This is a genomic window from Corynebacterium sp. NML120713 (assembly GCF_001875735.1).
In the GTDB taxonomy this organism is placed as follows: domain Bacteria; phylum Actinomycetota; class Actinomycetes; order Mycobacteriales; family Mycobacteriaceae; genus Corynebacterium; species Corynebacterium pseudogenitalium.
Genome location: NZ_MLCR01000020.1, coordinates 12,119 through 32,504 on the forward strand (window position 1 = coordinate 12,119; position 20,386 = coordinate 32,504).

Here is a 20,386-nt window from a genome sequence, read left to right on the forward strand (position 1 = left end):
TGGCTTAGAACTCGACGAAGCCGTCCACTCCGCGCAGAAGGCTCCAGGATGCGTTTTCTGCTCCTGTTGAGTCGCCGGATTGGATGGCTTCTGCCACTTTCAGGTGGTATGCCATTGCATCAAGGTGTGGGTCGTTCGGCATGATGCCGTAGCGGGTGCGCCCTTCAAGCACGTACAGAATGGGAAGGGTGAGGGTGCTAAACATCTCGTTGCCGGAGCACTCCAATATTAAGGTGTGAAAACGTTTATCCGCCTCGAGGAACGCGTCCGTGTTGCCCTGTCCAGCTTCGGAGAGCTCCATGAGCTGTTCGGCGAGCGCCTTGAGTTCCTGTGCTTGTTCCTTCGTTGCGTTCGTCGCTGCGAGCGCTGCTGCGACCGGCTCGACTGCCTTGCGCAACTGGTCGAGTGACACGATCTGCTTCGCTCGGTGCGCTTCGCTGCTGAGACGCCAACGGATCACCGCCTGGTCAAAGACAGCCCAGTGTTCTTCCGGCAGCACCTTAATGCCGACTCTGCGAGAGGAGCTCACAAGCCCGAGCTGCTCCAGCGCGCGCATTGCCTCACGCGCGACTGTGCGCGAAATCCCAAACCGGCTGGAAAGATCCTGGAGCGTAAAGCGCTCTCCCGGCGCCATTGTCCCCGATACAATCTCGCCCCCAAGCTCGTCGAGCACCTTGGTCAGAAGAGGTCCTTCGGCGGATTCGGCAGGATCGAGGGTGAGAGGCATGCTATTCATCCTTTTTCTCGTATCGGAGAGTTTGAATTGAGACTATTAATCAGCATAACCCCGGCTGTGAACTACAACGCAACGAGTCGGGCATGGGTGGGGGTAGGAGGGGGTGAATCCTAAGGAGAAAGCGCTGTAGGGAACTGGTCGCGTTTGGCGAAAGTCAAAGTCGGCTGTCCGGAATGTACCCCCGCCAAGTGTCCGCCGCGCGGACAATCGCAACCGGCGCCGCTGCGTAGAGGCGCTTGCGCTAAGATGGGCGCCATGACTGAAGAGTATCTTGGCTACCTGCAGGCTCATAAGGAGCCGATGAAGGCGATTAACTGGAACGAAATCCCTGATGAGAAGGACCTCGAGGTGTGGGACCGCCTCACGGGTAACTTCTGGCTCCCAGAAAAGATTCCTGTTTCGAATGACATTCCGAGCTGGAACACGCTGACTGATGATGAGCAGCTTTCCACGATGCGCGTGTTCGCAAACCTGACGCTACTGGATACGCTGCAGGGCACCGTCGGTGCGGTATCTCTGCTGCCGGACGCGAAGACGCTGCACGAAGAGGCCGTCTATACGAATATTGCGTTCATGGAGTCCGTACACGCCAAGTCCTACTCGAACATTTTCATGACGCTGGCGTCCACCCCGCAGATTAATGAGGCGTTCCGCTGGACAGAAGAAAACAAAGAGGTGCAGCGCAAGGCTAAGATTGTAGAGTCCTACTACCGTGGCGACGACCCAATGAAGAAGAAGGTCGCCTCCGTCATGCTGGAGTCCTTCCTCTTCTACTCGGGCTTCTACCTGCCTTTGAACTGGGCGGTGCACTCGAAGCTGACGAACACCGCGGACATTATCCGCCTCATCATTCGCGACGAGGCGGTGCACGGCTATTACATCGGGTACAAGTACCAGGTCGGCCTGCGCGACGAGTCGCCGGAGCGTCAGGAGGAACTCAAGGAGTACGCCTTCGACATCCTCTACGACCTGTACGAGAACGAGATCCAGTACACGGAAGACATCTACGATCCGCTGGGCTGGACCGAGGATGTGAAGCGATTCCTGCGCTACAACGCGAACAAGGCCCTCAATAACCTGGGCTACGAGGGACTTTTCCCGGTCGATGAGGCTCGCGTTTCGCCGGCGATCCTGGCGTCGCTATCGCCAAACGCTGATGAGAATCACGACTTCTTCTCTGGCTCGGGTTCCTCGTACGTCATTGGCAAGGCCGAGGAGACCGAGGACGATGACTGGGACTTCTAACCCTGTCAGCTGAGTGCTTTTCGACGCCACTTCGTGCCACCGCAGCAGTTTGCGGTGGCACGTTTTTCGCTTTCGGGCGTCAACATGCCCAAACTTTGGGTTGATACTAAACGGGGGACGTGTGTGGGGGAGTTTCGAAACGTTGCGAGCGTACTGGCTTGTGCTATGTGTTTGGTGGCTGCTGTGACTGTTGGTGTTTCGGCAGGTAGCTCATGGTGGCTGTTGTCAGGCCTTGGCGGGGGTGCGAGGTGGACGTTGGGGAAAGGCCCGGAAAGGCTGGCAAATGTATGGGCGCGTCACTTAAGATGATGCGGTATCACAATTAGCTTTCGTGTACCTGTTTTGTGCGCGAAAGTTACAGTCAGGAGGAACGAATGACCGCTGTGGCGCCAAGGCTGGAGACTAAAGTCCAGTCGACACGTCCGGAGCCAACTGGCAATGGCCGGATTGGCTCTCAGATTTATAAGCAGCTCACCACGACAGACCACAAAGAGCTGGGCATCATGTACATCATCATGTCCTTCATCTGGTTCTTCGTTGGTGGCTTGATGGCTCTGCTGATCCGTGCTGAGTTGTTCAGCCCGGGCCTGCAGTTCCTGTCCAACGAGCAGTTCAACCAGCTGTTTACCATGCACGGCACCGTGATGCTGCTTGCGTTCGGTACGCCAGTTGTGTGGGGCTTCGCTAACTATGTCCTGCCGCTGCAGATCGGCGCGCCGGATGTGGCGTTCCCACGTCTGAACGCGTTCGGCTTCTGGATTACCTCCGTTGGCGTGTTCGCGATGCTGGCTGGGTTCTTGACCCCGGGTGGTGCGGCTGACTTCGGCTGGACCATGTACATGCCGCTTGCTGACGCAACGCACACCCCATCCGTCTCCGCGAACCTGTGGATCGTCGGTGTGGGTGCAACCGGTATCGGTACCGTTGCATCCGCGATCAACATGCTGACCACCGTGCTTACTATGCGTGCACCGGGCATGACGATGTTCCGTATGCCAGCGTTCACCTGGACCGTGTTCGTTACCTCGATCATCGCGCTGATGATCTTCCCGCTGCTGCTCGCTGCTGCACTGGGCGTGCTGTACGACCGTCTGCTGGGCGGCCACATCTACGACACTGCAAACGGTGGCGCAATCCTGTGGCAGCACCTGTTCTGGTTCTTCGGACACCCTGAGGTGTATGTCCTGGCGTTGCCGTTCTTCGGCATCATCTCTGAGATCATCCCGGTCTTCTCCCGTAAGCCAATGTTCGGCTACATCGGCCTGATCTTCGCAACGCTCGCGATTGCTGGCCTGTCGATGGCTGTGTGGGCGCACCACATGTTCGCAACCGGTGCTGTCCTGCTTCCGTTCTTCTCCTTCATGACCTTCCTGATTTCCGTCCCAACCGGCGTGAAGTTCTTCAACTGGGTAGGCACGATGTGGAACGGTCACATCACCTTCGAGACCCCGATGCTCTGGGCGATGGGCTTCCTGTTCACGTTCCTCTTCGGTGGTCTGACCGGTATTATGCTGGCTTCGCCACCGCTGGACTTCCAGCTGCATGACTCCTACTTCGTGGTTGCGCACTTCCACTACACCCTGTTCGGTACCGTGGTGTTCTCCGCAATCGCTGGTGTCTACTTCTGGTTCCCGAAGATGACCGGCCGCATGCTGGACGAGCGCCTGGGCAAGATCCACTTCTGGTTCACGTTCATCGGCTTCAACATGACCTTCCTGGTCCAGCACTGGCTGGGCAACATGGGTATGCCACGCCGCTACGCTGACTACCTGGACACCGATGGCTTCACGCTGCTGAACCAGATCTCCACGGTCGGCTCCTTCATCCTGGGCATCGGTATGCTGCCGTTCATCTGGAACGTCATCAAGTCCTGGCGTTACGGCGAGATTGTCACCGTGGATGACCCATGGGGCTACGGCAACTCGCTCGAGTGGGCAACCTCCTGCCCGCCACCGCGCCACAACTTCACCGCGCTGCCACGTATCCGCTCCGAGCGTCCTGCGTTCGAGCTGCACTACCCGCACATGGTGGAGCAGCTGCGCCGCGAGGCTCACAGCAACCACAAGGCTGATACGCCAGCAACGTGGAAGGGCACGAAATCCGGGAAGTAGCCAAATGGTGAACCTCTCATCCTGACAGATCACACCCCTCATCGGTTCTCCGATGAGGGGTTTTGTGTTGTCAAAAGGTGCTACCCTCATCACAGTCAGCCAGAAACACGAAGGAGTACACCACCAATGACGGCGTTTGAGGTAGAGCTGCAAGCAGGTCTCAAGCCTGCGGTTATCACCGCGTCGGGCCCAGACCGCCCGGGCGTTTCGGGTTCGTTTTTCACAACCCTGTCGCGCCACAATGTCCAGCTGCTCGACGTGGAGCAGACGGACTTCCGAGGGCGCCTGATGCTGGCAGCCTTCGTGGGCATGGACCCAAACGACTTGGTGGATATCGAGCGTGAGCTGCGCGTCGCGCTGTGGGACTATGGTCAGCGTGTCACCATCGAGACGGATGTCTCCGCCCGCTCGGACCAGCGCCCGCGTTCCACGCACGTGGTGGTGGTCCTTGGCAACCCGGTTACGGCTGAGGCGGTTTCACGGCTGGGGACGGAGTTGGCGTCGGTAGGTGCAAACATTGACACGATTCGCGGGATCGCGCAGTACCCGGTGACAGGTTTGGAGCTGTGCATTACGATCCCGAATTACTCGCCGGGTGACGGGCAGGAGATCCGCAAGAAGCTCGCGGAGATCTCAGCAGAGCTGGGGATTGATCTCGCGATGGAACACGCGGGCTTGCACCGCAGGATGAAGCGCCTGGTGTGCTTCGACTGTGACTCGACCTTGATCACTGGCGAGGTCATCGAGATGCTGGCTGCGCACGCGGGACGTGAGGCGGAGGTCGCTGCTGTGACTGAGCGCGCGATGCGCGGCGAATTGGACTTTGAGGAGTCGCTGCGCGAGCGAGTGAAGGCACTGGCGGGGCTCGACGCGTCGGTGATTGAGCAGGTGGCGAAGGACATTGTGCTCACGCCTGGAGCGAGGACCACGATTCGCACGTTGAACTCGATGGGGTACCGCACCGCAGTGGTGTCCGGTGGGTTCATTCAGGTGCTGGAGGGGCTGGCTGAGGAGCTGGAGCTCGACTACGTGCGCGCGAACACGCTCGAGATTGAAGACGGGAAGCTGACCGGTCGGGTGATCGGCAAGGTGGTGGACCGCCAGGCGAAGGCGGAGTTCCTGCGCGAGTTTGCGCAGGACAGCGGCCTGCGCATGGACCAGACGATCGCGGTGGGTGACGGTGCGAACGACATCGATATGCTCTCTGTCGCTGGTCTGGGTATTGCGTTTAACGCGAAGCCAGCGTTGAAGGAGATCGCGGACGCGTCGGTGAACCACCCGTTCCTGGACGAGGTGCTCTACATGATCGGCATCCCGCGCGACGAGATCGACGACTCGAATGAGCGCCAGGGCATCGACGGCCGCGTAGCGCTGACAAGCCGCGAAGCATGAGCAGACAGTTAGCTTGGCAGCTCCTGCACGAGCGCACCAGCGCTGACTACCGGCAGCGCACAGAGGACCCGCGCGACCCGGAGACGGTGCAGGCGATGCAGCTGGTGATCAACCTGCCGAAGCAGGACCCGCCGGCACGTAACGCCGTGCTAGTCGACGCCGCCCGCGCCACCGTCGCTGTCTGTCTCGCGGAACAAGCGGGCCAGCCCGGGCCGTGGCGGGAGCACCTGCAGCGCTGGTACGACCACCGCATCCGCAAGGTGACTCGCCGTGCGCGAAACAAGGCGTGGTTGGACGTGCAGGAGGTGCCCGGGGTGACGGTCGGGTCGGTGCGAGCGTTCGTGCCATCCGCGGTGTGCGACGTGCCACACGAGGTATCGAAGCTGCAGATCAAGGGGACGGACCTGCCGATGGAGACAGTGGAGGGGCAGGTGGGGGCGTCGACACCTGTGATTGTGGTGGATGCTGGGCTCGAGATGTCTGCGGGGAAGGCGGCCGCACAGGTGGGGCATGCCTCAATGCTGCTTGCTGCACAGCGCCCGCTTGAGTGGGTGCAGGAGTGGGCCGAGGACGGCTTCCCGCTGAGTGTCCGCGAGGCGGACAGTGGCGTGTTTGCTGAGTGCTTGGCGTATGCGCGCGAACACGACGGCGTGGTGGTCGCCGACGCAGGGTTCACGGAGGTCGCGCCAGGTTCGGTGACGGCGCTGGCGTTTAGCGCGCTGCCACCAAGCGTTTTAGCGCGCCTCTGACGGTATCGGGGTTGGTGGTCTCCCAGAAGGCTGGGAGGCTGCGGCGTAGGAATGAGCCGTAGCGCTTCGTGACTAAGCGGTTATCGAGCACAGCGACGACGCCGCGGTCACTGACCGAGCGCAGCAGGCGGCCCGCGCCCTGCGCCATGAGGAGTGCTGCATGCGTGGCGGAGACCTCCATGAACCCGGAGCGCCCGGCAGCATCCGCGGCGTTGGCACGTGCCTGCAACAGCGGGTCGTCGGGGCGGGGGAACGGGATGCGGTCGATGATGACAAGCGACAGGGAGCGGCCGGGGACGTCGACACCCTGCCAGAGGGTCAGCGTGCCGAACAGGCAGCTGTTCTCGTTGCGGGCGAACTTGTCCACGAGCGCGCCGGTGGAGTCTTCGCCCTGCAACATGATGTCGAAGGGGAGGCGTGTGCGCATCGCCTCCGCGGCCTGCTGGGCGGCGCGGCGCGAAGAGAAGAGACCGAGCGTGCGACCGCCGGCAGCGGTGATGAGCTCGGCGATCTCATCGAGCGTCGCGTCCGACAGGCCGTCGCGGCCAGGTGCAGGCAGGTGCTTGGCGGTGTAGAGGATGCCGGACTTCGCCGGGTCGAAGGGGGTGCCGGCGTCGAGGCTGTCCCATGTCTTGTCCGGAAGACCCCAGGAGGCCGCCATGGCGTTGAAGTTCCCGCCGACAGTCAACGTGGCGGAGGTAAGCACCACGGTGTGTTCGCCGAAGAGCTTCTCCCGCAGCAGGGCGGCGACGGAGAGTGGCGCGACGGCCACGGAGTCGTCGTACTTGTCGGAGCGCGTCAGCCACACCACGTCGTAGTGCTTGGCTGGGTCGTCCTCGTCGAAAACTTCGAGGATGCGGACGGTGGCGTCGTGCAGGTCCTCGAGGTGGTTCTTGAGGTTGCCGCGCTCGGCGGCGGTTTCCGGGTCGTTCGCGGCCTCGCCTTCGGGGGCGTCCGCGATGGCGTTGCGCGTGCGCCACAGTGCATCGCGGACACCGGTGAAGGCGCCGCGCGCGGGATCAGAGATGCGTTCCCAGCGGCCGGGCTCCTCCAGGGCGAGTGCCGCGTTGAAGTCGTCGGCGACGTCTTCGAGAATCGCCTTATCCGCACCGAGCTTGCCCGCACGCCGCGCAGCGAGCGTCAGCGCGCGGGCTGAGAGTTCGTTGGTGGCTACGGAGGTGATGCGCCCGTCGAGCTCGTGGGCCTCGTCGATGATGACGACGTCGTGCTCCGGCAGTACGTCAACGTCTGCGAGGGCGTCGATAGCTAGCAGCGCATGGTTGGTTACCACCACGTCGACGGAGCGGGTTTTCTCCCGCGCGAGCTCGGCGAAACATTCGTCGCCGTGCGGGCAGCGGCTCGCTCCCAGGCACTCGTTGGAGGTGACGGACACCTGGCGCCACGCCAAATCGGGTACGCCGGGTTCGAGGTCGTCGCGGTCGCCGGTCTCGGTGTCCTGCGCCCACTCGGCCACCCGCTTGACGTGTTTGCCCAGCCAGGAAATGTCGTCTTCCTCGATGAGCGCCTCCGGTGTCTCCTCGTCTAGCCCGATCTTGTGTAGGCAGACGTAGTTGTTGCGGCCCTTCTGGATCGCGAAGGTGGGGCGGCGCTCCAAAAGCGGCTCGAGGGCGTCGGCGAGCCGGGGCAGGTCGCGCTCGACGAGCTGGCGTTGCAGCGCGATGGTGGCCGTCGATACGACGACGGTGCTGTCCGACTGCTGCGCGTGCCGAATCGCGGGGATGAGGTAGGCGAGCGACTTGCCGGTGCCAGTGCCAGCCTGCACGGCGAGGTGGCGCCCGGCGTCGATCGCTTTGGTGACGGCCTTCGCCATCGCGACCTGCCCGGGGCGCTCTGCGCCACCGAGGGCGGCGACGGCGGCCGCGAGCAGGTCTTCGGTCGTTTGGGCGAAAGGCTGGTCACTCACATCGGGAAAGTCTACCTACTCGGTGGGCTCAGGGAAGCCGACGAAGCGCGTCGGGATCGCCGCATCGCCCTTCGCCAGCGCCAGGCCCTCCCACGGCAGGGTGGTGCGAGCGGTGTTGTGCAGCTCGCGGGCGGCCTCGAGCTCGTCATGCTTGTCGACGACCTCTCCGTCCCGAATCAGCGGTACCACCAGGTCACGGTACTCGAGGGCTGGCTTCGTATCGATTTCCGCGCGCAGCGGGTAGATGAGCTCTGCCACCGCGACGCCGGAGGCGCGGTAGGCGCGCTTGGCCAGCTTCGCGCCGCCGTAGGTGCGCTTCCCGGAGGAACGCTTGGCCACGGGGTGGCCGTCGACCTCTACAAGCTTGTACACCAGCGTGGCCGTCGGCGCGCCGGAACCGGTGACCACCGAGGTGCCGACGCCGAAGCCGTCGACAGGGTCGCCGCGAAGGCCCGCGATCGCGAATTCGTCGAGGTCGGAAGAGACGATGATCTTGGTGTTGAATGCGCCGGCCTCGTCGAGTTGGGCGCGCACGCGACGCGACACGATGCCCAGGTCACCGGAGTCGATGCGGATCGCGCCGAGCTCAGTGCCCGCGACCTCGAGTGCGTGCTCGATGCCTTTGGTGATGTCATACGTATCGACGAGCAAGGTGGTGTCCTTGCCCAGGCTTTCGACCTGTGCCTTAAACGCGGAGACCTCGTCGGGGCGACCTTCCTCGTCGACGTGCAGCAGCGTCCACGCGTGGGCGGCGGTGCCGGAGGCCGGGATGCCGTATCGGTAGGAGGCTTCCATGTTGGAGGTGCCGACGAACCCAGCGATGTAGGAGGCACGCGCAGCAGAGACCGCTGCCTGCTCGTTGGTGCGGCGCGAGCCCATCTCGACGATCGGGCGGCCATCAGCGGCCGTGACCATACGGGATGCGGCGGAGGCCACCGCGGAGTCGCCGTTGAGGATCGACAGGATGACTGTCTCCAGGATCACGCACTCGGCGAAGGTGCCGCGCACCGTCATGATGGGGGAGTATGGGAAGTAAATGTCGCCCTCGCGGTAGCCATCGACCTGGCCGGAGAACGAGTAGTCCCGCAGATATTCCTTGGCCTCGTCAGAGAGGAAGTCGAGCGCCTCGATTTGCGCGTCGGTGAAACGGAAGTTCTGGATGGCGTCGACAACTCGGGCGGTGCCTGCGACGACGCCGTAGCGGCGGTCATTCGGCAGGCGGCGGGTAAAGACCTCGAAGGCGCACTGCCTGTGTGCGGTGCCGTCTTGAATGGCGGCGTCGAGCATGGTCAGCTCATACATGTCCGTCAGGAATGCCGTCGAGTAGTTGGGGTGGGCCTGGTTTTCAGTCATGTTCGATGAGTGTAGTGCGTAGACGGGACTGCTGGGTGCATTAGCACACAATGCTTGCGGGCGTCGTGTTTCTGAAGCAGGTAAGGTGGTGCACATGAAAAAGACAGGAATTGTAGCGATGAGTTCGCCGATGGCGTCTCCTGAGCTCGACGAAGCCATTGACGTCGAGGTTGCGACGAGCGAAAACCTGCCGTGGATGTGCATAGTGTGGGACGACCCCGTCAACCTGATGAGCTATGTCACCTACGTTTTCCAAACCGTCTTGGGCTACGACCGCAAGCGCGCCCAGGAGCTCATGATGCAGGTGCACACCGAGGGGAAAGCGGTGGTGTCCTCTGGTGAAAAAGACAAGGTCGAGGGCGACGTGAAGAAGCTGCACACCGCTGGCCTCTGGGCAACAATGCAGCAGGCCGGATAGGCCAGGGCAAGGAGAGAGTAGCGAATGCAAGCTTGGCGGAAGAAGAAGGGCCTGTTGCGCTCAGGCATCAAATTTACGACGCTGTTTGACCCCCTCGAGCGCGAGATCATCGGGGACTTGACGGCGACGGTGTCCGAGGCGCTGATCGCCCGAGCGCAGTCCGCGCCGCGCGACGAGTTCTCGGAGATGATGGGGCTGTCCGTGGGGCACTCCGAGGCGCCGACGGACCCGAAGCTAGCCCGCCTGCTGCCGGACTTTGAGCGGGAGCAGGACGAGGAGTTCGAGGGCGACAACGGCCTGCTTCGCAGCTTGCACGAAAACGACATCATTAAGGCGAAGCTGACCAACCTGCAGGTGGTCAACGAGGCGCTGGGCCCAACCGGTGGCGTTGAGGTGACCATCGAGGAAGAGGAGGCGCACCAGTTCCTGGCGGCGCTCAACGATATGCGCCTGTACGTCTCGGCCGACGACCGCGGCGGCGAGGCCGCCGAGCAGCAACGCGCGCAGCTCATCGAGTGGCTGGCGTTCTGTCAGGAGTCGCTGCTGCAGGCGATGATGGGCGAGTAAGCATATGACGCAACCTCCACACGCACCGAGGCCAGGCTGGGGCTACGGCCAGACTGGGCAGCCGGGCTACGGCAAGCCCTTCGACCGGCCGTTCTCGCACCCGGACCAGCAGCTTGCCGCGTTTGGCGTCGACCCTGCGATGGACCCCGCCGCGCAGCGCAAGAGCAAGTTCAAGCAGCAGCGCAGAACCGGGCTGCTGTTCGCCCTCGGCTACATCGCGATTATCTGGGCCGTGCACATCCTGAACATGGCGGTGTTCGGCGGAGGGCTGAATAACTTTGGCGTGCACCCGCTGGACCTGACCAGTATCTGGCACATCTTCACCTCGCCGCTGCTGCACGCTGACCTGGACCACCTGATCGGTAACACCGGCTTGGGCGCGCTCTTTGCGTTCCTGGTGGGATACTCCGGTAAGCGGGTGTTCTGGGAGGTCACCGCGTTCGTGGTGCTGATCGGTGGCATCGGAACCTGGTTGTTCGGTGGGATCGGCACGAACCACATTGGTGCCTCAGGCCTGGTCTACGGCTGGTTGGCGTACTTGCTGGTACGTGGCTTTTTCAATAGGTCGGCGGGCCAGGTGCTCTTGGGTATCATCCTCGGGTTCACGTACTCGGGTTTGATGTGGGGCGTGCTGCCGCTGGTCGAAGGTGTCAGTTGGCAGGCGCACCTCTTCGGCGCGATCGGTGGTGCGGCCGCGGGCATGATCATCACCTCGGACGATCCGCCGGAGCTCGCGATGAAGAAAGCGCAGAAGAAACAGCAGAAGCAGCGCAAGAATCCGAATCAGCCCTATGGGCTAGGATGATGTGACGTGAAAACGCTCGAGAACAATGCTCCTATCGGTCTTTTCGACTCTGGCGTGGGCGGCCTGACGGTAGCCCGCGCCGTCATCGACCAGCTGCCCAACGAGTCGATGATCTACATCGGCGATACCGCGAACAGCCCGTACGGGCCACAACCGATTGCGCAGGTGCGCCAACACGCGATGCGTATCGCCGACGAACTGGTGTCGCGTGGCTGCAAGATGCTGGTCATCGCCTGCAACACGGCCACTTCCGCATTCTTACACGACGCCCGCGAGCGCTACGACATCCCAGTTGTTGAGGTGATTCAACCAGCGGTGCGGCGCGCAATCGCGACGACGCGAAATAACAAGATTGGTGTGATCGGTACGCAGGGCACCATCACCTCCGGGGCCTACCAGGACCTGTTCGCGCTCAACTCAAATTTGGAGGTGACGGCCACTGCGTGCCCGCGGTTTGTCGAGTTCGTGGAACGTGGCGTGACGTCGGGCCCGGAGATCCTCAGCATTGCCAAGGAGTACTTGGCGCCGCAGCGCGAAGCGGGCGTCGATACGCTGGTGCTGGGCTGCACCCACTATCCGCTCCTCTCTGGCATCGTGCAGCTGGCCGTGGGGGACGACGTCACGCTCGTGTCCTCAGCGGAGGAGACTGCGAAGGACGTGCTCCGCATCCTCACTGAGCGCGACTTGCTGGCGGATCCCGAGGTGGAACCAACGCGAACCTTTGAATCCACCGGCGACCCGGCAGTGTTTGACTCCCTCGCGACGCGCTTCCTTGGGCCGATGGTGCACGCCGTAAACCACCCCATGAGCTAGGCCACAGCTGCCAGTTTTTACTGACATGGCTACAAAACTGAGCGTTTTTAGTGGAAACGTTAGAAATTGCGTAGTTTTCATGGCACAGTAATTCCATGAAGTTGACCATTCTCGGGTGTTCAGGGAGTTTAGGCGCCCCCGGTAATCCCGGCTCGTCCTATGTGATCAGTACTCCGGGCAACCCGGACATACTGATGGACTTTGGGCCAGGCGCATTGGCTGCGATGCAAACGCGCGAAGAAATGGATCCTTCCAACGCGCACCTGATTTTTTCGCACCTGCACGCGGATCACTGCTCTGACGTGCCCTCGCTGCTGGTATGGCGACGCTACCACCCGGAGAAGCCCGCGGAGAGCGCGCATAAGCTGTACGGCCCAGGCCACGCTGCGACGCACTTTGGCCGCATGGCTGCGAACACCGCCGACGAGGTCGACGACATCAGTGACACCTTTGACGTACACACGTGGAGCCCTCGCACCCCGGTTGAGATAGATGGCGTGCAGGTCACCCCGTTCCCGGTGGATCACCCGGCGCAGGAATCGCACGCGCTGCGGGTCACGTGCAAGAAGACCGGCGCGACGCTGGTCTACTCGGGCGATAGCGGGGTCACGCCTAACCTAGTCGAGGCGGCCCGCGACGCGGATCTCTTCCTCTGCGAGGCCGCCTGGGGTCCGACATCCGAGGGGATGGCGCCCGGCATGCACCTGTCTGGTGAAGAAGCGGGGCGGATTGCGCGCGAAGCGGGCGTCAAAAAGCTCGTGATTGTGCACATCCAGCCGTGGGCGGACCAGCAGGCCACCCTTGAGGCCGCTGCGCGCGAGTTCGGCGGGCCGACGGTGCTCGGCAAGCCCGGCGCCTGCTTCGAGCTGTAACGCAGTGCGTTACCCTGGAGGGCATGACAACTTCTGATTTTCTGCGCGCAGACGGGCGCGCGCTCGACGAAATGCGCCCGGTGCGTATCACCCGCTCGTTTACCTCGAACCCGGCAGGTAGCGTCCTTGTAGAGTTCGGCAACACCCGCGTCATGTGCACCGCCTCCATCGAGGAAGGCGTGCCGCGCTTCAAGAAGGATTCCGGCGAAGGCTGGCTGACCGCCGAATACTCCATGCTCCCGGCCGCAACCCACGAGCGCATGCCACGCGAATCGATGCGCGGCAAGGTGAAGGGCCGCACCCACGAGATCTCCCGCCTGGTCGGGCGTTCGCTGCGCGCTGCGGTGGACCTGCGCCAGCTGGGGGAGAACACGATCCAGCTCGACTGCGACGTCCTCCAGGCCGATGGCGGTACCCGCACTGCCTCCATCACCGGCGCGTACGTCGCGCTTGCGGACGCCATCTCCGTCCTCAAGGAGCGTGGCGTCGTACCGGGTGAGCCGCTGCTCGCACCAGTCGCCGCAGTCTCCGTAGGGATTATCGACGGCCGTGTTTGCCTCGACCTGCCGTACGAAGAAGACTCCCGCGCTGAAGTTGACCTCAACGTAGTCATGCAGGAGGGCGACAACTTCGTCGAAATTCAGGGCACCGGCGAGCACGGCCTGTTCGGCCGCGAGGAGCTCAACCAGATGCTCGACGTGGCACAAAAGGGCTTGAACGAGCTCATCCAGGCGCAGAAAGCCGCGCTAGCATGACGGTAAGGGTGCTGGTTGCGTCCAATAACGCAAAGAAACTCAAAGAACTCCAGCAGGTGCTCGACGACTGCGGCATCGACGGCGTGGAACTCGTCGCGCTCGGCGAGGTGGAGCCGTACCCGGAGCCGAAAGAAGACGGGCTGACGTTTGAGGAGAACGCGCTGATCAAGGCGCGCGCCGGGGTAGCAGCCACCGGGCTGCCGTGCGTGGCGGACGATTCCGGCCTGGCCGTCGCCGCGCTCAACGGGATGCCCGGCGTGCTCTCCGCCCGCTGGTCCGGGCATACCGGGCAGCATGGCGCCGAGGACACCGACACCGCGAACAACAACTTGTTGCTCGCGCAGATGGCGGACATCGCTCTGCGTGACGCGGCGTTCGTGTCTTGCTGCGCGCTCGTGACCCCGCAGGGCGAGGAGTTCACCGCCGAGGGCCGCTGGGAGGGTAGCCTGCTCGAAGCGCCGAAGGGCGAGCACGGCTTCGGCTACGACCCGATCTTCCAACCAGCCGACACCCCCGGCCGCTCGTCAGCGCAGCTCACACCGGAAGAGAAAAACGCCCGCTCACACCGTGGGACGGCGTTGCGGGCGCTGGCACCGCGCATCGCGGCGCTTTGTAGCTAGCGTGGGCAGCTAGCGTAGCTGGAACGTGCGCGTGACCTCCTTGCGGCGCTTCGCCTCCACCCAGAAAGACAAGAAGGGGACGACGCCAGAAATCGCGGTCACCGCCCACGTCTGCGCAGCCCAACGGGCCTTCAGCCCCAGGTTCAGCGACGTGACCAGGAACAGGATGTACGCCAGCCCATGCACGCGCGCCACCCACTCCAGCATGGACACGTCCATGTGTAGGAGGTACTGCATGATCATGCGCGCGCATAGGAGCAGCAGCAGGATGCCCGTTGTCCACGCTGCGACAGAGAACGCCGTGAGCGCTTGCTTTACTCGGCGCTGACGCTCCGGGTGAATCTTGGGTGCTGCTGCGTTTGGCTGCGGCTGGGTCATGCTTTCAGGCCTCTCACTTTCTGTTCGGTTCACTCTTCGGCTCGCTGTTTGGTTCCGTCGAACCACGACGGCGTGGTGCGAGCATCGAGTTGTATTCTTCCACATCGAGAGTAGGGCGCTCCGGCAGGAAATCCTCATCAATCTCCACCGGATCACGGCTGCCGTCCGCACCGTAGCGTGCAAGGTCCGCCTCGTAGAGCTCATCCATCGACCCCGATGCGTTCAGCGCATCAATCTTTTCGTTCTCCATCTTTAACCCCGCCTTGTAGGCGTAGACGAAAAACGCACCGAAGAACGGCCACTGCAACGCATACCCCAGGTTCTGGAACGTCCCCGTCCCGGACTGGTAGCGAGTCCACTGCCAGTACGCCAGCAGACAGCACGTAATCACCGCGGCGATGAGCAACACGACGTGCCATGCGCGAACCCGAACGTGCCGACGCTTCGGCGCGCCCTCTTCACCTGGGAAACTGTTTTGCTCGCTCACAGTGCTTCAGTCTAGCAACAACACTTATCGACGCCCCTCCGACAAGTTTTGCGGCCCCGATACTTGTTCTGTGGTTGCGTGTGTCCGCGCGGCGGACACATTTGGCGTCTTGCCGCTGACAGGTGGAGCAGATCGCGTGTCCGCGCGGCGGACACCTCCCCCAACCTGGTAGCAGCAGCCCCGGTCCTTCCTGCTAGTTTGTGCCCACTTGTGCAGTGTGTAGGATGAAAGGCGCTTTATGCGCCCGTGGCGGAATTGGCAGACGCGCTGGATTTAGGTTCCAGTGTCTTTGACGTGTGAGTTCAAGTCTCACCGGGCGCACAAGAGGAAAGAGCCTCCGGGATTGCAAATGACGCAGTGTCGGAGGTTCTTTTGTGCGCGCCGCAAAAGCCAAAAGCTGGGCTTAAGGGACATTTTGTGTGTAACTAACTGTGTCCAGCCCACCCTTTTCTCACGCCTAAGCTGGGGTTCCACTGATGATCAATGCCGGTATCGAATTCTTTCGGTCCGTCGACCTCTTCCCGTTGACCTCTTCCGGTCGACCTACTCCGGTTTACCAACGCAGGTCAGCGCAAAATCGGCAAAATAGCCCCAAAACCATCCAAATCGGGCTGACCTGGGTTGGTCGACGCAATGAGGTCGACCGGAACACCCGAGCGCCTCGATGCGACCAGAATTGTGCACGTCAAGGGCTTTGCGCGTCCCCCTGGCTATATGTGGCCGCGCAACGCGCAGGCGGCTGGTTCTAGTCCCCTAGAGCCCTCGATGCCGCGGGTCCCTGCGCTACCCGCAGACTCCAGATCACACACCAGGCGTCATTCGGTGTTGATTTCTCAAAACGGGCGAATGGAACTGTTTTGAAAACCATATCTGGTTGTTGGCCGAGGTCATCCCGGGAAACCAGATAGATTTATACACACAAAATGTCCCTTAAGCCAAAAGCTGAGTAGCGGAAGCCGCAAAACTACGGCGCGTCGATCGGGAACTGGACGGAGCCGTCCGTCGACTGGGTGGGTGCTTCGTCCTGCTCCGGCCCGTAGATGAGCCAGCCGCCGAGGGCGACCAAGGCCGCGATCGCGATGGTCGCGATGACTGCGCGCTGCTTCTTGGGCTCGGCAGGGCGGTCGGGGTTGTACTCGTCTTTGAGGTAGGGGTCTTGGTTTGGCGTCGTATTCTTATCCACGGCGCCAAAGATATCATCTTATGCGCCGGTGGTTGCATTCAGGTCCCAGTCGCGCAGGATGCGCTCGACGTGGCCGGTTGCACGAACGTTGTACTGTGCCTGCTCAACCTTGCCGTCGGCGCCAACGAGAATGGTGGAGCGGATGACGCCCTGCACGATGCGGCCGTAGTTGTTCTTCTCGCCGAATGCGCCGTAGGCGGTCATGGTTTCCTTGGACGGATCGGAAAGCAGGGTGATCTTCAGATCGTGGTCTTCGCGGAACGTCGCCAGCCTTTCTGGCTTGTCGGGGCTGATGCCGACGACAGCGATGTTGGCGTCGTTAAACACTTCGAGGTGCTCGGTGAAGTCGCAAGCTTCCTTGGTGCAGCCCGGGGTGTTGGCGCGTGGGTAGAAGTAGACAATAACGCGCTTGCCGGCGAAGTCTGCAAGCGAAACGGTTTCGCCTTTGTTGCTGGTCAGGGTGAATGCGGGGGCGGTGTCGCCTTGTTTGAGTCGAATGTTGTCAGTCATAATTCCCCGTTTTACACTAGATTGGTTGGAAGTTCTGTAAATAGTTAACACATCTAGGAGTATGTAGATCGTGGCACGAGATATTCATGACATTGAGCGCAGCCTTGCAGAGACCCGCTCGAAGCTCGCTAGCACCCTCGATGAGCTCGCAGACCGCGCTCAGCCATCCAACCTTGCAGACAGCGCGAAGAGCGAAGCTGCCAACTGGCTGCAGGACGAGACCGTCCAGAAGGTCCTGATCGGCATCGGCGTTGGTGTGGCAGCACTTGTCGGCATCAAGGTGTTTAACAGCCGCAAGCGCAAGAGCGAGCTGAAGAAGCTGCAGGAGCTGCTCTCTCAGCGCTAAAACGCGCAGAAGAGTGCCCCGCCCTCCACGTTGGAGGAGCGGGGTTTTCTGTTACTTGGCGACGATCGTCGCCCCGGCCTCTTCCATCTCACGCAGCGCCGCCTGGCCACGCTCCTCGTCGACGGGGGAGCACAGGTCGGCGAGGACGCGGACGTCGAAACCCTCCTTGCGGGCATCAAGCACCGTGGCGCGCACGCAGTGGTCCGTAGCGATGCCGCACACATCAATGGCGGTGACGCCGTGCTCGCGCAGCCAATCGCCGAGCAGTACATCGCCGTCAGTGACGCCCTCAAACCCGGAATAAGCAGCGGTGTAGTGCCCCTTCCGGAAGTACTTGTCAATACTTATCGACGCCAGCGGCGCGCGCAGCTGTGCGCCATCGGTGTCAGCAACGCAGTGGACTGGCCACGTATCCACAAAATCCGGGTCCTGCGAGAAGTGGGTGCCTGGGTCGATGTGCCAGTCCTGCGTGGCGAGCACGAAGTCGTAGTCGTCTCTGTGTTCTTCGAGCAGTGTGCGCACGCCTTCGGCGACGAGATCACCCTTCGCGGTGCCGAGGGAGCCGCCGGGGCAGAAGTCATTTTGGATATCAACAAGGATGCAAGCGACAGTCATGCCGATAGCCTAGCCGGTGGCGCGCCTGCTCGGGGCGTTTCAAAGTATGGGGGAAGTTATGGGGGGATTTGGGTTAAGATACGAAAAAGCCCCTGGCCTGCAGTACTGTTCCCGCTGGTCAGGGGGTTAAGGTGGTGCGCCATCAGGGAATCGAACCCCGAACCCACTGATTAAGAGTCAGTTGCTCTGCCAATTGAGCTAATGGCGCTTGTTGTCTTGGAGGCTGTCCTCGTTGGCAACGTTGAATACAGTAACACTAAGGTTCGCAAGGTGTAAAATCGCCTGGTCAAGGTGGTTATTTTCGATCGTTATGGAACGGTTATCGTTTCGGGTCGTTGTAAAGTAGCGTTTCGTTGTGCTGGGGCGATAGTGTTGTTGGTTGCTAAAACTTCGGGTGTTGTGAGGAAGCGAGAAACGTGACAAGCATGCGGCGGTCTCTCATTGGTGTTGGCCTTGTCGCCGTGTTGGCGGCGGGTGTAGTTGGGTGCTCGTCGGAGGCGGGCAAAGGCATCAACCAGGTGGCGGAAACCACTGGTCAGACGACCGTCAAACCAGAGCCCCCGGCGTTTTCGGTGAAGGACGAGGCGACAGACGTCGAACCCCTCGACCCGATTACGGTGAAGTCCGAAGCCGGGCTCGAAGAAGTCGAGATGACCAACGAGGCAGGCAAGGTTATCGAATCGTCCTTCAATGATGACCGCACCGAGTGGGAGGTCACCGAACCGCTTGGGTACGGCCGCTACTACACCATCGTGGCGAAGGATAAGGCTGGCCAGAAGAAGACCGTGAGCTTTTCCACGGTCGTCCCAGCGGCAACTACGAACGTCTACATGGGCCCGCTTGAGGGATCGACTGTTGGTGTTGCGCAAGCAATCACGTTCCGTTTCGACGTCCCCATCCAGGACACGAAGGCGCTTGAGGAGCTCATCGACGTTGAGACCTCGAACGACACCGAGGGTGGCTTCTTCTGGCTGGACCCATACGAGCTGCGCTGGCGCCCAAAGGAATTTTGGGAGCCAGGCACCACGGTGAAGGTGACGGCCGACCTCTACGGCAAGGACCTCGGCGGCGGCGTCTACGGCGCGCAGGACAACGAGACCACCTTCGAGATTGGGGACGAGGTGAAGACAGTCATCGACAACAACGAAAAGATGCTGCGCGTCTACCAAAACGGTGAGCAGATCCGTTCGTTCCCGGTATCGCTGGGTACCGACTTCCAGTACGACACCCCGAACGGCACCTACGTCGTTGGCGACGAGCACACCTCGCTCGTGATGGACTCCCGCACCTTCGGGCTTGGGCTGGGGCAGGGCGGCTACGTCACCCCCGTGGACTACGCCACCCAGCTGTCCTACTCGGGCATCTACGTGCACTCGGCACCGTGGGCGGTGTGGGCGATGGGTTCCACGAACCAGTCGCACGGCTGCGTCAACGCGACGTACTCGGACGCGCAGTGGTTCCAGCAGACCGTAAAGCGAGGCGACCCGGTCATCATCAAGAATACGAACGGTGGCACGCTCAACGGCTACGACGGCCTGGGCTACTGGAACCTGGACTGGGAGCAGCGCTCCGGCGGTTCAGAGGATCCGAACGCTTAAACCTGTCTGTTAGAAAAAGTTCCCGAGCCCGGGAACTTTTTTGGGTTTGAGGCCCATTTCGGTCGACCAATACATGTGTTTTCCCAGGTCGTGACGCCTGTCCATGAAGAACGTTCCCCGCTCATCGAAAGCCCCGGGAACAATTCGGGTTAAGCGACAAAATGTGTGCTTTTTTGGATATGGATTCCAGGTCCTGCCTGGGCCTACGATGGGACAGTGCTCGTTGAATCGGGATTCCCTGCCACAGACCGGAAGGTCCACCACTTCAGGCGTTGGATGTGCTATGACAGCAGACTGTTAAACCAGCTGCATGCCAACTCAACACAGAAAGAGAAAACACAACAGGCCCCTATGCCCGGCATGCGAGCACACCGCCACAAAAATGGGCACCACATCCAGCGGAAAACAGCGATGGCGCTGCACAGACTGCGGGCACACCTTCACCAACCCCAACACAGCCAAGACCAGCGCATATCGGTTTGCCATCTTCATTGACTGGATCACCAACCAGCGTCCCCTCGACGCTGTCGCTGCTGCGCACAACGTCTCCAGGCGCACATGCGTGAATGCGACCAAGCCAACTCACCCGACGGCCGGCCGAAAGTCTACGACACCGGCATCGACACCGACTTCAACCCCTCCTGGGCCATCCGACACGGCTGGGCAGGACGCTCATAGCCCCAGCACAACACCCCACAACCCACCCATCCCAACCCCCGAAAAAGCACACATTTTGTCACTTAAGTCGACACGCCGAGAAAAGCACACATTTTGTCGCTTAACCGGCTTAAGGGACATTTTGTGTGTGTAAATCTATCCGGTTTCCCGGGATGACCTCGGCCAGCAACCAGATATGGTTTTCAAAACAGTTCCATTCGCCCGTTTCGAGAAATCAACACCGAATACCAC

21 protein-coding genes and 2 tRNA genes are annotated in these 20,386 nt (G+C 61.6%); 14 read left to right on the forward strand and 9 right to left on the reverse strand.

Features of this window, described 5'->3' with window-relative positions; translation table 11 throughout:
* Window positions 1–4: 4 nt before the first annotated feature.
* A complete protein-coding gene (locus BJP06_RS09965) occupies window positions 5–727 on the reverse strand; it encodes a FadR/GntR family transcriptional regulator (protein ID WP_070975261.1) in 723 nt (240 codons plus the stop codon).
* A 264-nt stretch (window positions 728–991) separates the two neighbouring features.
* On the opposite strand from BJP06_RS09965, the gene nrdF reads away from it, so the two are divergent.
* The 4 genes from nrdF to BJP06_RS09985 all read left to right on the forward strand — a co-directional run bounded on the left by nrdF (window position 992) and on the right by BJP06_RS09985 (window position 6,233).
* A complete protein-coding gene (gene nrdF / locus BJP06_RS09970; RefSeq protein ID WP_070363445.1) occupies window positions 992–1,981 on the forward strand; it encodes a class 1b ribonucleoside-diphosphate reductase subunit beta in 990 nt (329 codons plus the stop codon).
* Window positions 1,982–2,355: 374 nt separating this feature from the next.
* Window positions 2,356–4,092, forward strand: coding sequence for a cytochrome c oxidase subunit I (ctaD, locus tag BJP06_RS09975; RefSeq protein WP_071573746.1), 1,737 nt, complete (start codon window positions 2,356–2,358; stop codon window positions 4,090–4,092).
* 126 nt (window positions 4,093–4,218) lie between these two features.
* Entirely contained in the window at window positions 4,219–5,484 is a 1,266-nt protein-coding gene (serB, locus tag BJP06_RS09980) for a phosphoserine phosphatase SerB (RefSeq protein WP_071573747.1), read from the forward strand.
* Window positions 5,481–6,233 carry an aminoacyl-tRNA hydrolase gene (locus BJP06_RS09985; RefSeq protein ID WP_071573748.1) on the forward strand — a complete coding sequence of 251 codons (753 nt, stop codon included), beginning with the start codon at window positions 5,481–5,483 and terminating at the stop codon, window positions 6,231–6,233. The genes serB and BJP06_RS09985 overlap by 4 nt, the downstream gene beginning before the upstream one ends.
* On the opposite strand, the gene BJP06_RS09990 is transcribed toward BJP06_RS09985, so the two are convergent.
* Both BJP06_RS09990 and BJP06_RS09995 read right to left on the reverse strand, forming a co-directional pair.
* On the reverse strand, window positions 6,196–8,157 hold the full coding sequence (locus BJP06_RS09990) for an ATP-dependent DNA helicase (protein ID WP_070361983.1): 1,962 nt from the start codon (window positions 8,155–8,157) through the stop codon (window positions 6,196–6,198). The genes BJP06_RS09985 and BJP06_RS09990 overlap by 38 nt on opposite strands.
* A 15-nt stretch (window positions 8,158–8,172) precedes the next feature.
* Window positions 8,173–9,510 (reverse strand): nicotinate phosphoribosyltransferase, encoded by a 1,338-nt coding sequence (locus BJP06_RS09995; RefSeq protein WP_071573749.1) that lies wholly within the window; start codon window positions 9,508–9,510, stop codon window positions 8,173–8,175.
* Window positions 9,511–9,628: 118 nt separating this feature from the next.
* Between BJP06_RS09995 and clpS the strand changes: the two genes are divergently transcribed.
* From clpS to rdgB, 7 genes are all read left to right on the forward strand, one after another.
* Window positions 9,629–9,928, forward strand: a complete 300-nt coding sequence (gene clpS, locus BJP06_RS10000) for an ATP-dependent Clp protease adapter ClpS (protein ID WP_071565662.1) — start codon at window positions 9,629–9,631, stop codon at window positions 9,926–9,928.
* A gap of 24 nt (window positions 9,929–9,952) precedes the next feature.
* Window positions 9,953–10,495, forward strand: coding sequence for a DUF2017 domain-containing protein (locus tag BJP06_RS10005; protein ID WP_070361986.1), 543 nt, complete (start codon window positions 9,953–9,955; stop codon window positions 10,493–10,495).
* A gap of 4 nt (window positions 10,496–10,499) precedes the next feature.
* On the forward strand, window positions 10,500–11,300 hold the full coding sequence (locus tag BJP06_RS10010; RefSeq protein ID WP_071573751.1) for a rhomboid family intramembrane serine protease: 801 nt from the start codon (window positions 10,500–10,502) through the stop codon (window positions 11,298–11,300).
* Between the two features lie 6 nt (window positions 11,301–11,306).
* Window positions 11,307–12,113, forward strand: a complete 807-nt coding sequence (gene murI / locus BJP06_RS10015) for a glutamate racemase (RefSeq protein WP_071573752.1) — start codon at window positions 11,307–11,309, stop codon at window positions 12,111–12,113.
* Between the two features lie 95 nt (window positions 12,114–12,208).
* On the forward strand, window positions 12,209–12,985 hold the full coding sequence (locus BJP06_RS10020) for an MBL fold metallo-hydrolase (RefSeq protein ID WP_071573753.1): 777 nt from the start codon (window positions 12,209–12,211) through the stop codon (window positions 12,983–12,985).
* 23 nt (window positions 12,986–13,008) lie between these two features.
* The gene (gene rph, locus BJP06_RS10025) at window positions 13,009–13,740 is read left to right on the forward strand and encodes a ribonuclease PH (protein WP_070478462.1); all 732 of its coding nucleotides are present in this window, start codon (window positions 13,009–13,011) and stop codon (window positions 13,738–13,740) included.
* Window positions 13,737–14,360: an RdgB/HAM1 family non-canonical purine NTP pyrophosphatase gene (rdgB, locus tag BJP06_RS10030; protein ID WP_071573754.1), complete on the forward strand. Its 624-nt coding sequence runs from the start codon at window positions 13,737–13,739 to the stop codon at window positions 14,358–14,360. The genes rph and rdgB overlap by 4 nt, the downstream gene beginning before the upstream one ends.
* A gap of 9 nt (window positions 14,361–14,369) precedes the next feature.
* On the opposite strand, the gene BJP06_RS10035 is transcribed toward rdgB, so the two are convergent.
* The gene (locus BJP06_RS10035) at window positions 14,370–14,738 is read right to left on the reverse strand and encodes a DUF3817 domain-containing protein (protein ID WP_070361992.1); all 369 of its coding nucleotides are present in this window, start codon (window positions 14,736–14,738) and stop codon (window positions 14,370–14,372) included.
* A 13-nt stretch (window positions 14,739–14,751) separates the two neighbouring features.
* Window positions 14,752–15,225, reverse strand: coding sequence for a hypothetical protein (locus BJP06_RS10040; protein WP_071573755.1), 474 nt, complete (start codon window positions 15,223–15,225; stop codon window positions 14,752–14,754).
* A gap of 240 nt (window positions 15,226–15,465) precedes the next feature.
* On the opposite strand from BJP06_RS10040, the gene BJP06_RS10045 reads away from it, so the two are divergent.
* Window positions 15,466–15,546 (forward strand) — tRNA-Leu (locus BJP06_RS10045).
* Between the two features lie 643 nt (window positions 15,547–16,189).
* On the opposite strand, the gene BJP06_RS10050 is transcribed toward BJP06_RS10045, so the two are convergent.
* Complete coding sequence (locus BJP06_RS10050; RefSeq protein ID WP_071573756.1) at window positions 16,190–16,408, reverse strand: hypothetical protein; 219 nt, start codon at window positions 16,406–16,408, stop codon at window positions 16,190–16,192.
* An 18-nt stretch (window positions 16,409–16,426) separates the two neighbouring features.
* A complete protein-coding gene (bcp, locus tag BJP06_RS10055) occupies window positions 16,427–16,918 on the reverse strand; it encodes a thioredoxin-dependent thiol peroxidase (protein WP_071573757.1) in 492 nt (163 codons plus the stop codon).
* 70 nt (window positions 16,919–16,988) lie between these two features.
* Between bcp and BJP06_RS10060 the strand changes: the two genes are divergently transcribed.
* On the forward strand, window positions 16,989–17,264 hold the full coding sequence (locus tag BJP06_RS10060; RefSeq protein ID WP_070361996.1) for a DUF3618 domain-containing protein: 276 nt from the start codon (window positions 16,989–16,991) through the stop codon (window positions 17,262–17,264).
* Window positions 17,265–17,315: 51 nt separating this feature from the next.
* Here BJP06_RS10060 and BJP06_RS10065 read toward each other — a convergent pair whose 3' ends face one another.
* The gene (locus tag BJP06_RS10065; protein ID WP_071573758.1) at window positions 17,316–17,879 is read right to left on the reverse strand and encodes an isochorismatase family protein; all 564 of its coding nucleotides are present in this window, start codon (window positions 17,877–17,879) and stop codon (window positions 17,316–17,318) included.
* A gap of 132 nt (window positions 17,880–18,011) precedes the next feature.
* Window positions 18,012–18,087, reverse strand: a tRNA-Lys gene (locus BJP06_RS10070).
* A 217-nt stretch (window positions 18,088–18,304) separates the two neighbouring features.
* Between BJP06_RS10070 and BJP06_RS10075 the strand changes: the two genes are divergently transcribed.
* The gene (locus BJP06_RS10075) at window positions 18,305–19,477 is read left to right on the forward strand and encodes an Ig-like domain-containing protein (protein ID WP_071573759.1); all 1,173 of its coding nucleotides are present in this window, start codon (window positions 18,305–18,307) and stop codon (window positions 19,475–19,477) included.
* Window positions 19,478–20,386 lie beyond the last annotated feature (909 nt).